General features: G+C 60.8%; 20 protein-coding genes. 1 reads left to right on the top strand and 19 read right to left on the bottom strand.

The genetic code is table 11. The annotated features are described in order from the left end of the window. Positions 1-12: 12 nt before the first annotated feature. From AC5YUO_RS13075 to AC5YUO_RS13025, 11 genes are all read right to left on the bottom strand, one after another. Positions 13-1,500 carry a phage tail protein gene (locus tag AC5YUO_RS13075; protein WP_496153588.1) on the bottom strand — a complete coding sequence of 496 codons (1,488 nt, stop codon included), beginning with the start codon at positions 1,498-1,500 and terminating at the stop codon, positions 13-15. After that, on the bottom strand, positions 1,500-1,769 hold the full coding sequence (locus AC5YUO_RS13070; RefSeq protein ID WP_496153587.1) for a DUF2635 domain-containing protein: 270 nt from the start codon (positions 1,767-1,769) through the stop codon (positions 1,500-1,502). The genes AC5YUO_RS13075 and AC5YUO_RS13070 overlap by 1 nt, the downstream gene beginning before the upstream one ends. An 8-nt stretch (positions 1,770-1,777) precedes the next feature. Further along, complete coding sequence (locus AC5YUO_RS13065) at positions 1,778-2,356, bottom strand: hypothetical protein (protein WP_496153586.1); 579 nt, start codon at positions 2,354-2,356, stop codon at positions 1,778-1,780. Continuing rightward, positions 2,356-2,793 (bottom strand): gp436 family protein, encoded by a 438-nt coding sequence (locus AC5YUO_RS13060; RefSeq protein ID WP_496153585.1) that lies wholly within the window; start codon positions 2,791-2,793, stop codon positions 2,356-2,358. The genes AC5YUO_RS13065 and AC5YUO_RS13060 overlap by 1 nt, the downstream gene beginning before the upstream one ends. Before the next feature lie 62 nt (positions 2,794-2,855). After that, positions 2,856-3,125: a hypothetical protein gene (locus AC5YUO_RS13055; RefSeq protein ID WP_496153584.1), complete on the bottom strand. Its 270-nt coding sequence runs from the start codon at positions 3,123-3,125 to the stop codon at positions 2,856-2,858. Positions 3,126-3,270: 145 nt separating this feature from the next. Continuing rightward, positions 3,271-3,744 (bottom strand): HI1506-related protein, encoded by a 474-nt coding sequence (locus tag AC5YUO_RS13050; protein WP_496153583.1) that lies wholly within the window; start codon positions 3,742-3,744, stop codon positions 3,271-3,273. 127 nt (positions 3,745-3,871) lie between these two features. Beyond that, positions 3,872-4,765, bottom strand: coding sequence for a Mu-like prophage major head subunit gpT family protein (locus AC5YUO_RS13045; RefSeq protein WP_496153582.1), 894 nt, complete (start codon positions 4,763-4,765; stop codon positions 3,872-3,874). Between the two features lie 9 nt (positions 4,766-4,774). Further along, the gene (locus tag AC5YUO_RS13040; RefSeq protein WP_496153581.1) at positions 4,775-5,164 is read right to left on the bottom strand and encodes a hypothetical protein; all 390 of its coding nucleotides are present in this window, start codon (positions 5,162-5,164) and stop codon (positions 4,775-4,777) included. Between the two features lies 1 nt (position 5,165). Next, positions 5,166-6,248: a phage protease gene (locus AC5YUO_RS13035; protein WP_496153580.1), complete on the bottom strand. Its 1,083-nt coding sequence runs from the start codon at positions 6,246-6,248 to the stop codon at positions 5,166-5,168. A 74-nt stretch (positions 6,249-6,322) separates the two neighbouring features. Then, the gene (locus AC5YUO_RS13030; protein WP_496153579.1) at positions 6,323-6,832 is read right to left on the bottom strand and encodes a phage virion morphogenesis protein; all 510 of its coding nucleotides are present in this window, start codon (positions 6,830-6,832) and stop codon (positions 6,323-6,325) included. 10 nt (positions 6,833-6,842) lie between these two features. Continuing rightward, the gene (locus tag AC5YUO_RS13025) at positions 6,843-7,940 is read right to left on the bottom strand and encodes a phage head morphogenesis protein (protein WP_496153578.1); all 1,098 of its coding nucleotides are present in this window, start codon (positions 7,938-7,940) and stop codon (positions 6,843-6,845) included. Between AC5YUO_RS13025 and AC5YUO_RS13020 the strand changes: the two genes are divergently transcribed. Next, on the top strand, positions 7,915-8,280 hold the full coding sequence (locus AC5YUO_RS13020; RefSeq protein WP_496153577.1) for a hypothetical protein: 366 nt from the start codon (positions 7,915-7,917) through the stop codon (positions 8,278-8,280). The two genes, AC5YUO_RS13025 and AC5YUO_RS13020, sit on opposite strands and share 26 nt — an antisense overlap. On the opposite strand, the gene AC5YUO_RS13015 is transcribed toward AC5YUO_RS13020, so the two are convergent. The 8 genes from AC5YUO_RS13015 to AC5YUO_RS12980 form a co-directional block, all read right to left on the bottom strand. Beyond that, entirely contained in the window at positions 8,252-9,868 is a 1,617-nt protein-coding gene (locus AC5YUO_RS13015) for a DUF935 domain-containing protein (protein ID WP_496153576.1), read from the bottom strand. The genes AC5YUO_RS13020 and AC5YUO_RS13015 overlap by 29 nt on opposite strands. Then, positions 9,868-11,406, bottom strand: a complete 1,539-nt coding sequence (locus AC5YUO_RS13010; protein ID WP_496154859.1) for a hypothetical protein — start codon at positions 11,404-11,406, stop codon at positions 9,868-9,870. Before AC5YUO_RS13010 ends, AC5YUO_RS13015 begins: the two co-directional genes overlap by 1 nt. 136 nt (positions 11,407-11,542) lie before the next feature. Further along, positions 11,543-11,719: a hypothetical protein gene (locus tag AC5YUO_RS13005; RefSeq protein WP_496153575.1), complete on the bottom strand. Its 177-nt coding sequence runs from the start codon at positions 11,717-11,719 to the stop codon at positions 11,543-11,545. Further along, positions 11,716-12,393: a phage protein Gp27 family protein gene (locus tag AC5YUO_RS13000; protein ID WP_496153574.1), complete on the bottom strand. Its 678-nt coding sequence runs from the start codon at positions 12,391-12,393 to the stop codon at positions 11,716-11,718. Before AC5YUO_RS13000 ends, AC5YUO_RS13005 begins: the two co-directional genes overlap by 4 nt. Before the next feature lie 2 nt (positions 12,394-12,395). Next, a complete protein-coding gene (locus AC5YUO_RS12995) occupies positions 12,396-12,683 on the bottom strand; it encodes a hypothetical protein (protein ID WP_496153573.1) in 288 nt (95 codons plus the stop codon). A gap of 14 nt (positions 12,684-12,697) precedes the next feature. Next, positions 12,698-13,033, bottom strand: coding sequence for a DUF2730 family protein (locus AC5YUO_RS12990; protein WP_496153572.1), 336 nt, complete (start codon positions 13,031-13,033; stop codon positions 12,698-12,700). Further along, a complete protein-coding gene (locus AC5YUO_RS12985; protein ID WP_496153571.1) occupies positions 13,030-13,248 on the bottom strand; it encodes a TraR/DksA C4-type zinc finger protein in 219 nt (72 codons plus the stop codon). Before AC5YUO_RS12985 ends, AC5YUO_RS12990 begins: the two co-directional genes overlap by 4 nt. Then, positions 13,245-13,763, bottom strand: a complete 519-nt coding sequence (locus tag AC5YUO_RS12980; RefSeq protein WP_496153570.1) for a hypothetical protein — start codon at positions 13,761-13,763, stop codon at positions 13,245-13,247. Before AC5YUO_RS12980 ends, AC5YUO_RS12985 begins: the two co-directional genes overlap by 4 nt. Positions 13,764-13,765: the final 2 nt, after the last annotated feature.

The raw sequence follows: 13,765 nt of genomic DNA, 5'->3' as shown, positions 1-13,765 counted from the left end.
TTAAAGCTCCTGTTAGACCTGAAATTCGAGACGGCCGGCAAAGACCATGAGATTGCCGACGATGACCACCTGCTGGCGGCTTTCCAGCCGGTTGCGATCGTCCGTGGAACGCTGGAAGACGCTTTCCTTGAGCGTGCGCTGCACGTTCTCGATCCAGACCTTCTCACCGTAAAGCTTGCATCGCGCCGCCCAGGAGCCGGCCATGCGCTTGGGCGTCACCACAGCTGTGCCAGGGTCCTGGTCATCATCCTGGCGGGTGGCGAAGGACGCATCGCTGTCGTCATCCACGAGCTTGGAGCGCGGGTACATCAGGTTGACGTAGACCGACCAGTCATAACGGATGCGGCTCATGGTGACCGGCACCATGATGTCGAGCCAGGCGCGATCGGCAACATCGAGCGTCGTCTTCTTGTAGGTCGTGATCATGCGCGAGATCGTGACCGCACCGTCCGACAGGCAGTCGAATGTGGAAATGCCGTTGCGCAAGAGCAGATCGTTTTCCTCGTCCAGGAACTGATCCACCTCGGCCGGCGCTTCGACACCCGGCAAAACGAGCGACTTCAACTGGCGGGCCGGGTCGTTGGTCAGATGGAACGACGCAATACCCATTGCCGAGGCGGCCATCGCCCAGGAAGGTGTCGGGCTTTTCTTCAGGCCGGCCGTGGTGAGGAAAGGCGAGTTGGTCAGATTGCCGAACGTGGTGAGCTGGCCGTAGGTGCCACCCATGAACACGAAGCCATGGCAATCGAGTTTCGAGGTCGCGAGATAACGTACCCGCAGCCACTCGGCCGTTTTGGCAAGGTTGGTCGCATCCGCCCAGGGATGGGTGAGCTTGGTTGCCCAGGTGCTGGCAAGAAGATCAAGCGCCGGCTGTACGTCCGGATTGCCGGAACCGCCCGCCATGGCAACCACGGTGCAGGTGAGACCGGCCGGGAGCGGCTGGACTTTGGTATCGACGCGCAGATCGATCTCGTTGCCGACCTCACCGCCGTGGCGGGACGTGACGGTGACGACGCCGGCTACGGCCGTCGCGGTCACGACCATGTCGAGATCGGCATTGATCGCGGCGGCAAGCTTCGTCGCCAGTGCGGCGACGGCATCGCTGGACAGTGCCGTCATGCGCACCTGCCGGCCGCCGATCTTGAAGCGTAAGACGACGGAGCTGGTGGGCGAGCCGGCAAAGGTGAAGGTGCCGGTTGCCTTCAGCGCGCCGCCGGCGTCTGCGGCAGCGATGACGAAGAGCGGCGTATTGCGGTTCGCCTTCTTGAAGTAGGCAACCTGTTCCGCGCCGATCGAACCACGGCCGAAAAGCGCCACGGCCTGATCGGCGCGCGTGACTTCCTGGATCACGCCGGCAGCAAGCGTGCCGGTGGCAAGCTTCTGGCCAACGATGAAGGCCTGTTCGGGCCAAGGCAGAATGCCGACATTGCGATAGTTCGGCCCGATCTCGATCAACGTACCGGGTTCAAGGCGATCGACGGGGATTTCGTTGAAATCCATTACTTGTCTCCTTCAGACTTCTTCACCGGAGACCGCTTTGTCTCGGCAGGGGTTTCGGTCGTTGCCTCGATCTGGGCGAGCTGCGGCGGATCAGCCGGTGCTTCCGGCTCGGCAACCTGTACGGTCGTCTCGATTAGATCGCCGTCAGCGATGCGCCGGCGCGTGAAATGCGTCTTCGGATCGGGCAAACCTTCCTTCGGCCATACGGAGCCGTCCGGGAGGTGGACCGTGCGGCCCTCGGCCGCGATGAGAACTTTTTGAGTGGCCATGGCCGGGTTTACTCCTGGGGCAGTTGAATTTCGTCAGGGATGGTTTCGGTCGAGCCGTTCACAGACCAGGTGATGCCGAGCGCCTTGAAATCGTCGGGCTGCATCTTTCCGGTCGCAGCGGCACGGGTGGCTAAGCTGAAGGTGAAATCGATCTGGGCAATCGCGATGTTGTCGTCGCTCCAGCCATCAGCAATCACGCTGTTGGAAAGGGTGATGTTGGTGACGCCCTGGCCATCGAAGTTGACGCCCTGGAGAAGCACGGAGGCGACATCGACCATGGCGTCCATGCCTATATCTTTGGTGTCGCCTTTGAAGCGGGCTTCAAGGCCGCTCGAAACGCTGTTTATGAGGATCAGACGCCAGAGCATATTGCCCTTCAGCATCCGGCCGTTATCCGGGTCCGGTTTCATACCTGTCCACGCAAGCCCGATGAAGGGTGTCTGGCGCGCAATGCGCTTGAACTCGTTGAGGCTCAAAACCTGCGGCACGCGCTCGATCAAGAATATCTTTTTCGGGAATGCGATCCGAAGCCGCTCGATGATCAGCGGTTCCTGGTTGCGGATGGGCATCAGGGGAAAGCTGTCCATCAGAAGCCCCTCAAGGTTTCGAAGGTGACGATGCGGTCACGGTCGGAGATGCGCGGGCCGGAGCCGACCGCATTGCCGCCTGTCGGTGATGCCAACTGAATGTCCAGGTGCACGACTTCCTTGGCGATGTTCTCCAGCCACTTGATGACCTCGGTGCGGTCCTTCGTCATGCCTTCGGAAGGGCTGGAACGCTCGGTGTTGGCGAGATCGTAAAGCGCAAGGATGCAGGTGGCACGCACCATGTCCTTTGGCGGGTTGGCGATCGGCGTGAAGTATCGGCCGCGAATGTAACCGTTGATCAGCTCGGTTGCGTCGATCAGCGCGGTATTGACCTTCTCGACGTTCGGTGCCTCGATCTCGCGATCTTCCGTATTGGAGAGACGCACGATCTGCGTCTCTCCAAAGCGGGCGATCATGTCGGTGACGGTGGCGTACATGGCGAAGTCTCCAGTGGGGAAAAGGGCTGACCCGAAGGCCAGCCCCGGAAAAGTCAGTTCGATCAGCAATAAATCCAGCGGCGGTAGTGCAGAGACTGCCCGCTGGTCAGCCAGCTTTCGCGATAGATATCCTTCAGCTTGCCGATGACCTTGAAACCGAAGACCTTCGGCAGGGGCAGATGTGCCCAGAGGAAGGCGGCAGGCTTGGCCACGGCGTGCACCACGAGGCGCGCGATGTTGATGGCGAAGACAACGGTGCGCTCGGCAAACGTCGAAAACGCTGTGAGGCAGGCGAAGAGTGCGAGGCTGAAGTAGCCGTAACGTCGTGTCATGCAGATTTCCTCTTGGGTTGGCTTTGGGGTTTTGCCGCTGTTCCCGATGGCCTCTTGCGAGCCTCGTGCCATCGGAGGGCTTCGGGGCGATTGGTCCGGCGTGCTGATCCGGTGCGCCAGCCCCTCGCGGCGCTCCCGTCAGGGATTACTTTTTGGGCTTGGCCTTCCCGGCGTCGGCATTGGCCTCGCCAGCACCGCCCGCCTCGGTGCCAGACTGGTGGCTTTCAGAGGCGGAGGCCTGCATGTGCGCGGCCTCCAATACGGCGACTTTGTCTTCAGCCGCCTTCAGTTTCTTGCCGAGGACGTCCATCGCGTTGTCGTGTTCCGCCTTCGCGTCGGCGAGCTTTTCGGCGACGGCGTCCGCAACAGCCTGGTTAAAGCTGGCCTGAAGCTTCTGGCGTTCGATCTCGACACGGGCGGCCAGTGCATTTTCGATGTCGGCGCTGGAGACTTCGGCGGCCTTGCCGTGGACTTCCTGCACGATGAAGGCCGGATCGGCTTCGAAAGCCTTAATCTCATTTTCCGTCCAGCGGCCGGGTTCATAGATTGCCTGGGCGGGATGCTCGATACCATTGCGGCGAATGCCCGGTATCGAGCAGATGATCTGGATTTTCGACATGTGTGGTTCCTTGGGCTTCGGGTTTCGGGAAAGCGGCGGGTGCGGCCGTTTTCCGGAAACCCGCCAGCAATCGGGAGGATGACTGCTGGCGGTCGATCGAGCGATGTAGAACGCTCGACCATTAAGGTCAGGCGAGGTGCGGGATGACTTCGACGCGAGCCGTCTTTGCCCAGACGTTGGTTTCACCGCCATTGATGAGCGCAGCTTCGACAACCTGTCGGGCCTGTGCTTCGAGGGTCGGCGGCACCAGCAGAACGGTTGGCCGGATGGCCTTGATCTGGCCGTCACGCTGACGAATGGTCTGCATCGACGTCCGAGCTGCCGTGTAGTTCGCAACGTTCAGCGTGGCTTTCGACTTGTAGGCAAGCTGCCAGAGACCGAAACCGGCATTGCCGCGCGTGTCGGCACCCCAGACATATTCGGCCTTCCAGAAGACATTCGGGTCTTTTTCGTCGAACATCTGGGTCAGCTTGATCGGCTTGCGGCTTTGCCAGACCATGGGCTTCAGAACCTGCGTATCGTCGATCAGATACCAAGCGGGGCCGCCACCATCGGTGAAGTTCGAAACCGAGATCACATTGCCCTGCTCGTTATAGCCGGGATGGTCGGCATCGAAATAATACTGCCCGTCATAGCAGAGCGTGCTTTCACCCTTCTTGAACAGCGGCCATACAAGGCTGTCAGGGAACGCGCCGCCATCCTGGCCGAACTGCGCGGAAACGGGCGCGAAGATGCCGACCTGATCGTCCTCGATCTGTTTGCGTCTGACCTTCAAGGTCTTTTCGAAATCGCGGTTGGCGATCTGGTAGAGGTTCCCGCCGATATCATGGGCAACGCGATCACCGATCCATTCGCGGAAACCGGGCAAATCATCCAGGCGCGGATACTGATTGGCGAAGGTGGTGGAGTTCACCGTCATCGCGATCTTCTGGTAAAACGGCGTAACCGTTGCCATCGACTGGTTGAAGATGGTGGAAAGCGAGGTGTAGATGCCCCGCAGATTGGCGACGTTAATGTCCATCGTGGTTCCTTAGAGGGGCTTCAGCCAGACGCCGTCGGCGTCGATGGCATCGATTTTTCCGGCCGGCAGCAATGCGCCGGCAACGAGCGTGAAGGTGTCATCGGCAGACGCGTAGACCGTCTTGCCGATATCGGCCGGGGTTGCGCCTGCCAGCGGGATGTTCCTGATTTCCTTTTTCAGGTTGATCAGGCGATCGCCGGTCGCGCCGTCGCGGTTATCGACGGCCTCCTCGGCGAACCCGATCAGGGCGACGCAAGACGCGTGAGCAGCCGGCACGGCGGCAAGAGCGGCTGTCACGCCGCACATCGTGCCACCAAAGATGCGGACGCCGGCAAGAACGGGATAACCGTACCCATTGCCAGAGCGGGTTTTAGGGCGAATGTCAGCCGTAGCCGTCATGTCACAGGTCCTTTCCGAAGAGCGCCTTGTGCTCCTTCTTGAAGGCTTCCGGATCGACACCCATCATGGCGCCAACGGAAAGCTCTTCGCTGGTTGCGGTCTCGCCCTCCTTGGGCGGCTGACGATTGCCGAGGCCGCCGGCGTTGAGCGACGGCATCACCTTCAGCTCCGCTTCGACCTCGGCCGGGTTCTTCATGTGGCGGGAGATGAAGTGCTCGCGCAGGGAAGGAACGATCTGCATCTTGGCGATCGCGGCGTCGATGACGGTCGTGGCCCTTTCCTTGGCGGTATCGGTGACGAGGGTTTCGACACGGGTGTTGAGCGCCTTGACCTGAAGCTTCAGGTCGGCGTTTTCCTGTTCGACGCCGGTCGCGGGCGTCGTCTTCGCCTGAAGGGCGGTCACGAGGGCGTCAGCGCCGACCGAAACTTCGACGCCAGCGACTTCCGCCAGCTTCGACATCAGGGCCGCATGCGCGGTCTGGGCAGAGTGAGCCGCAGTGAGCGCCGCGAGGATCGCGGCTGCATCTGCGGTTTCCGGCAGGCCAAGCGCCTTCCGGAGAGCTTCCAAATCCATGGTGGTCTCCAAGTTCTGAGAGTGAAGCGATTTGAGGTTGAGGTTGGGATCGTTGGTCAGCGCCACGCGCAGCAGCTTGTGAACCGCAAAGGGAGCCTTGGCGCTGTGGGTGAACACCGGGGAAATGTAGCCGTAGGCTTTGCCCTGCATCATAGCGAGGCCGTCAGGCGTCCATTCGACCTTTGCCCAGACACCATCGTCTCGGCGCTCAAGGGCTGTGAGCCAGCCACGGGCAGGCGCGGAAAAACCCTGCTTTGCCGCAAGGTCTGTCGAATGGTTCTCATCGACCGGCAGCTTTTTGCCCTCGGCGTTGAAAGCCGCGATCAGCGCGTCGGCGTTGTCGAGCACGTAAGGGCCGCGACCATCGACGCCGGAGAAACGCCCGGTCGGAAGGACATGCAGCCATTCCGGCGCTGTGGCGGCCGATTGCAGGGCAACGATATGGGTCGAGACCGGCACAGCCGAGGCCGAATGAAGTGCAACAACAGTGGTCGAGATCAGGTTTCGCATGGTCCGGATATGCCATGCGCAAGGGGTGTGCGTTCATGCCCGCCAATACGGGCGGGACTGGCTTGAAAGAAATTTCAGCGGGAGGAATAGCGGGCCACAAAACCGAAGACGGTTTCGGCGATCATCGCTTCGTCATCCGACGATATACCGAGGAAGGGACGTGCGGGCAAGGTAACACTGTCGGCTTTGATAAGGTTCCCGCCGATCCGGAACCAGAGATGCGTTGCCCGAACCGGCACGATCGTCGCGCCGAACTGGTGAGCGGCCGCATAGATGACATCGGTGCCAATCTGCACCTCGTCATTGCTCGCCCTGGCATTGATGCTGTTCCGCAGCCGGCCGCTTTCGGTCAGGATGCGGGAATTGCGCTTTCCCTCGGCATAGCCCGTGTTCAAGGCCTGCCACGCCTGGCCGTCCGGATCAGTCTGGGTGACGAAGCGCATATGGGTCGAGCCGACAAGGCCGACGCCGATCGCGCGCATGACCGGCGTCGTATCCGTCATCAGACCTTCGAGCTGGCGGAAGCCGCGCCGAACTTCCGAATCGAGAACCTGTGCCGTGATGGAGATTAACGCGCCGCTCATGCGAAGAACCTCACTGCCAGCCGGAGCCGAAGGCGTCGGTCAGGTCGGAGCGGGAGACACGCTGGAGTGAGGTCATGTAAACCGTCTTCCGATCGGCCTTCATAACGATATCGACATCGGCCCGGTAGAAGACGCCATCATGCTCACCGACGAAGGCCGACCGGCCGCGATTGTCGCGCAGCAGTTTTCCCGATCGGACCAGCTGGCTGGGAATGACGCCGATAGCGTCAGGCGTCAGAGCTTCAGCGATTTGCGCCTGGCTGCGAATGGTGTCGGCCGTCAGGCGGATTTCCGTGCCGGCAGCGACATCGAGGACGGCACCCGTTGCCTTGTTTGCGGTCGCAACCGGCGTCCAGGCACCATCCGGCCATTTGCCCTTCAGCGCCGATTGAACGAAGGCGGCGACCTGCACCTGGTCGGCGCTGACAGCTTTCGGACCAGGTGCGGTTTGCGTCAGCCAGGCAGCGCCGGGATTGTAGGCGAAAGACGGATCGATGCCCCGCGGCTGATCCGTGCCGAGCTGGTCAAGGTTGGGCGGAGTGTCGGGCTTGGATTTGCCGAGGCGGCGCAGACCAAGGCGAGACACGGGCGTGACGAAGCAACCGCACCGGTAACCGTTCGGTGGGTACATCTTTGCCCAGACAGGATCGGTGGCGTCGTAGCAGTCGCCGTCCCATGCTTTGTGCTCCAGGCGCGGATGCAGCGCGCCGGAATGATTGTACATCCAGTATGGAAACGCTTCGAGCGTATCCGGGTCGCTCATCTGGGCGTAGCGGCCGGCTGCATAGGCGGTGCTGAGATTGGTTTCGAAGATGACGCGGGAGCGCCAGCCGCGCGTACCCTTGTATTGCCAGCCATGGCGCGCAACGATCGCATCGAAGTCGGCGCGGAAATCTTCGAGCGTAAGGCCCTGCTCGGCGGCCTTGACGATTGCCGCTTGAAAGTCTTCGACCAACGCCTTTTTGTTTGCGCCGGCCACCATGAACATCTTCGAATGAGCTGCGTCCCAGACATCACGATGGCTTTCTGTCGGGACGGCGGTTTTCTGGCGAAGGAAGTCGATCGCCTCGTCAAACGGCAGATTGATCGCACCCACCGTCGTCGCCATCAGAGCAACGACCAACGGCTTAAAAATTGAAGGCGGTTTAAAGGCCGTGGAAGCGTTTTTCGGGCCGGAAGCTACGGATGCCGCAAAAAGCCCCCTGAAGCGCGCCAGCGGGCCTCCCTTATTCATCGTGATCATCCTGCCTGGGGCGGTCATCTCGCCAGTTGAACGGGTCGAAGATTGCCAGACCGAAGAGCGCCCGCCAGAAGCTGCCGCCAACATCGGTAGATTGTGCGGCAGCTGGTTTAAAGGGTGGCGGAAAAACGGTCCTGCCACCAGGCAACCTGATCGGACCCTGCGTAATCTTGCCCATGTCAGCCAGCGCCCTTCAGGTCATCGATGAGCGCGGCCTGCCCGATCAGGTGCGCCATCGTCATGCTGCGGGCCATCGCTTCGGCGAGATCCTCGGCTGACAAATCGAGATCCGCGAGTTTGCGGGCGGCGTCCCGGAGATCCGTGGCGGAAGACAGGATCTCGCGAACTTCATCGATCATGCCGTCCATGGCGGCGGCGGCGTCCTTCTCTAGGCGGTCTGTCAGCTTTTCGAGCAAGTCCGGTTCTTTGCTGGAATGCGCCGAGGCGAACAGCCGATCGAGGCTCTGCTTTGCGGTCAGCGGTTTCGGCTGTGGCTTGTCCCCGGGCGGAACCGTCTCGACACGGCCGCCGACAAGATCGGCCCCGGCCGCAGGTGTCGGAATGCCGAGGCGGTCACGAAGATAGCTGGCCTCGGCCGTCAGGCCATGCTTGGCGAGCTTGTCGAACGCCTCGGCAAAGTCCTTCAGCGGCACTTCGTCCGGACGCCCGATATGAATTTTCGGGTACTCGTCCTGGGGGCCGAAGTTAAAGGCGATGATATTGGGAACTAGCTGCACATTGAGCGTGTCGGATGCGTCGAGTGCGTCAGAGCGCTCTATGTCTTCCTGGACGAGGCGATGCTCCTTGGCCACGGCGTGGCCTCCGGAAACAGCATCCGTCGTTGTCGTCTGTCCCAGGATCAGCTTGGAGACCTCGCGATTGTGCCAATCCGCCCGGCGTTCATACATGTCCGTCGAGCTGCTCTTCGAACCGACTTCCTGAAACTCGATCAGCATTTCACGCGGGATGATGGCGGCGCAGTCGCCGGCAATGCCGGACACGGCTCGCCACAGGACATCCTTTTCCTGCTCGGTTGCGCCACGGCCATATTTGCCGATGCGGAGCGGCTGGCCGTAGTTCTGCATGAAGACGGCCCAGTCCTTGACCGTAAAGCTCTTGAACATCCACAGCCAGACAGCGACGCGGGCAATGCCAGAGCGGATCGTCAATCCCGATTTGGCCTTCGACCGGTGAACAATGAACTTGTGCGGAATGAGCGGTTCGCCGGCAACGCCCTCGCGCAGCAGCAGGGTTTCGCCGTCCATGCGGTCGAACGTGAACCAACGTTGTGTCCGCCAGATCAGAGCACGCGGCAGGATATTTCCATTCTTGTGCTGCCAGTCGGTTTCCAGAACGGAGATTGCCTTGCCGATCGCATCGAGCATGTCGAAGAGGCTGGAGCGCAGCACGCCTGTCTCGATCCAGTCGCGCAAGAACTGGGCATGCTTTTTGTGCTCGGCGCTGTCCGACGCGGATGTAACTGTAATCGGCAGCTGTGCCACCGAACGGCGGCGCGTGGCGAGCTGCGCAAGATAATGGCTATCGCGTTCCTCGATATCCTCGGCCAGCTCGAAATAGGCCTCAACCTCGCCCTGGTCAGCTGCTCGCAGAATGGACGCGAGCTTAAGCGGCGTCATGCCATCGGCCGGATGACCGGAAATCCACTGGCGGACCCCGCCCACCTGTGCGCCGGCCACTTCTTCCGTCAGCTCGGCGGCGCTGACGACCTTGCCGTCCTGATCCTTCATGGAGCTGGCGAGGTGACGAGAAATCTTCTGCTTCTTCTTTTTCGCCATCAGAGCGATCCTCTCAGGTAGATATCGACAGACCCGCCACGGCGGTCATCGTCATGCATCGGCGGGCCGCCATTGTGGCCCTGCATCAATTTGGTGGGCTTGCGGTTGGTCTCATACTCGTAGGCGATCGCCTCCTGGTTGGAGGCGAACCATGCCAGCGCGCCGGCTGGCGCGGTATCGCCATGGCGATCGTAACCGTCAGCGCCTTTGGTCGAATGTTCGTCCGGAACCTTGATGATGCCGTTGACGTAGGAAAGCGCCTGGTGATCGGCGAGGACATCGGCGTCGTTCGGAAACAGGACACTCTTGTCAACAAACGCCTCGATATAACCGGGCATGTTGGCCGCGTACCATTTGGCGGAAAGCATCACCTCATGGATGCATTCCCCCCAGCGCTGGCGGGCTTTTTCCGCAAGGTACTGGCCGTTGCCTCGCGCATCGAGCGCGCCGCCGATCAGGCGCGGCAGGGCATCGCCGACGTAGAAGAGAATATCGCGCTGCTGGTCGAAGGGGATGTTCTTCAGCTCAACGATCAGGCGGGCGCGGCGGATGAGATCAGCGCCGATCTCGAAGACTACGATTGCTGTCTTGTCACCAGAGCGGGCAAAGTCCTCGCCGAAGCTATGTTCACGATCCTTGTCGAGCCGGTCTAAAAGGGGTTTTAAGAAGCCCTCACAGAACTCTTCAGCCTGTTCGGTACGCTCGAAATCGTCGAGGTTCTTGAACTCGTCCGGCCGGTCCCACCGAATGACGGCTGGCAGATCGGCGGACATGCAGCGCTCGATCAGGACGCGGGTTAGTGCGGAGCCTTCCGCCTCGGCCGGGATCGCGTCCAGCTCCTGTTTCATCTTGGAGGTGCGCGTGCCGTAGGCCGAGCGGATTTTTGCTTCCCAGGCGTCTTCCTTTTCCTGCGACCACTCGTCGCCCTTGATCAGGCAGACGCGTTTGAACAGGCCGTTCTTGACGGCATCGCCGAAGGTGAAGGTGTGGAAGTTGAAGCCGTTCTTTCCGGCCTCGGCTTCCTTGATCAGCTCATTAAACGGGTTGCTGACGCCGTTGTGCGAGGAAATCACACGGACCTTGCCGCCCCAGATCAGAAGGGCGGCGACGGAATCAATGACTGCGCGAACATCACGGTGGAAGGCAGCTTCGTCGATGCAGACGGTGCCCTGGAGACCGCGAATGTTTTCCGGTCGGGAGGACAACGCTTCAATGCGGAAACCGGACTTGAAGCGAATGACATAGCTGGAGATCGCGTTCGTGGTGCCGTCGTCGCGCTGATCGAAGAAGATGCCATCCTCGATCGTCAGCAGTTCCTTGGCGACTGTCTTAGCGAAATGCGCGGCGTAGCCGATGAACTCCCGACCCTTCGGCTTGGTGTCGGGGATATAAAAATAGTTCTGCCCGCCTGCCGATCGCTTGGCGGCGGCGATAAGCGTTGCATCCAGAGCCTCGGCAAAGGTGATGCCCGTACGTCGGCCTTTGGCGCAGCCCTTCAGCAAACTGTCGTCGGCAATCCACTCGGCCTGGTGCTCCATAAGGACGCCTTCAGCCAGTGGATCGAGATCAGCCGGAATATCGGCACCACGAGGCAATTCGTCCGGCAACTTGGCCGGATCGATCGGAAGCACTGGCGGGTCGGTCCATTTGCCTTGCGGCAAACCGGGCAAGGCTTCAGCCACGCTGTTCCTCCATGCAGGCGAGACCGGTCCCTTTGCAGGACCGGCAATCGTTCTTCAGGTCATAGACGGTGCTGGAGATCGTACCGTCGCGCCGGCGGTTGATCCGCTTGATGGCGCGACCGGTGCCATCGCACCTGCTGCACGGGTCTTTCGGAAGGGCAACGGTCATTGCTCGCCATCCTTCTTTTCGGCTTCCGGAGAGACCTCGGGAACGGATTTCGCTTTGACCTTTTGCCGCACGCCAAGGAAGTCGCGACGGGCGCGGGCGATAGCCTCTTTCGAAATGCCGGGTTCGTTGGACAGCATGTCGAACGCCTGTTCTGCCTTGGCCTTCATCTCGGCCTCGATGCGGCGCGCCTTTTCTTCGGCTTCCAGCTTCAGGCGGCGGTTGGCGCTGGCCGTCTGGGCGATGGCAAGGTTTTTGATGGCGCTGGAAAACTCGGCCGCGTCTTTCGAGGACAGCCCGCCATTGCCGACCTTCATCATCGCAGCATCGAGCACGAGAGCCTTGAACGCTTCCGCCGCCACGATCGTCAGATCATCGGAGCCGGCCGCGTCGAAGCGATCTGCAAGGGTGCTGGCGATCTGACGTGCCTGTTCGACCGCCTTGGACAGATTAGCCAGGCGAACGGAATAGCGGCTAAAACTGCGATAATGCGGGATGTCGAAATCAAGGCCCTGTTCGCCCTGGAGAGCAATCAGCTTTTCCTTGAACTCGTGATAGACATCGACCTGTGTCCGGTCGAGGTTCGCCAGCTCCTTCACCGCCCAGGTGACGATCGGCTGGCACTCGTCCGGAAGTTTGTCGATCGAGGAAAGCCATCCACGGCCCTTGCTGGACATGGTCAGGCTCCGCTGCGAGCGCTCGGGCGAAGAACGCCGGGGATGCTGATCAGGCCCTGCAGGTGAAACTCACCACGCTCGGCAAGGCGGGCAATCTTGACACTGTCCGCCTGGACGATCGTCACAGCACCCATGTCGCGCAGGAAAATAAACTGTTCTTCCACCCACTCGCGCGGCTTGTCGATCAGCAGTCGCGTCAACAGGTAGACCTGCATGCGCGCCGACGAAATCGCCTGATTGTCTTCCTTGGCAAGCTCCTTCAGGATCGCCAGACGGGCCTCTTGTTCCATCAACTTCTCCATGATCATTTGTCGCTGCTCTCCAGCAGATATTCCTGCAGACGCGAATTGGTGGCGGCGATCGGCTTCAGCTTCTCGTCCATCGTGTCGAGCCGCCCGAGCATCCGTTCCAGGGTGACTTCCAGTCGGTGGGTGGTTTCGCGGTTCGGCATGTGCGCCAGATCGTTCTCGATCTTCTGGATGCGACGATCATGCGAAACGAGTGTGCTTTCCGCCTTTGCCATGCGCTCGGCGAGCTTCTTTTCGCCTTCGGACATGATGTTGCGAACAGCAGCCACGAGATTGAGGGTCGAAAGCGCAAGAGCAACCAGCGCCGTCAAAAGCGAAAGGTCGAAGCTCATCTGCGCCCCTTCTCGAACATCGTCTGACAGACGATGCACCGGGTGGCCGAGGGCAAGGCAATACGGCGCTCGCGGGCGATATCGTTGCCGCAGTCTTCGCATTCCATCGTTCCCGGCGTGCGCAACGCGCGTGAGGCAGCGGCGATCGCTGCCTCACGTTCTTCTTCGGTGCGCTTCTCGGCCAGATCGAGCGCGGCGTTTCCACCAAAGTTCATCTAAGGGTCTCCACCGACTGGCGGACGCTGACACCCTGGATCATCTCCGGCAGCTTCGACATGATGATCTCGTTCAAAGCCTTGGCGTTGACGCCGAGCTTCGCGATCGCGTCCGGGTTCTTCTCGATGACGTATTTTGCCGCGTCCGCGATGATCGCTTCGCTGACATGCCCGCCGATGTGGATGACGCCGGCCTTCGCCAGGGCAAACCGGACGGCATTGGCGGCCGACTGATGCAGGGCATCGCGCAGTTTGCTTTCGATATCGATGCGCTGTTTCTCGTCTGTGATCGCCAGTAGCGAAATGACGCGGGCGCTGATCCAGGCGACCAACACCGGCCCAACGGTCGAGAAGAGCAGAACGACAACCGGCTGCACGATCGTCCAGACTTCATACCAGATCGAAGACGGTGCTATGACCGGGGCAGCGTCCTGGGCGAAGGCTGGCGTCAAAATGAACCAACTGATGCAGGCGAAAGCCACCACTCCAGCAAGGTAATAAAACAGCCTGGCCATGA

The organism is Agrobacterium sp. LEGMi-208b (genome assembly GCF_059511785.1).
The sequence above is the reverse complement of the archived record's forward strand: the minus strand, read 5'-3'. Positions and strand labels throughout refer to the sequence as shown.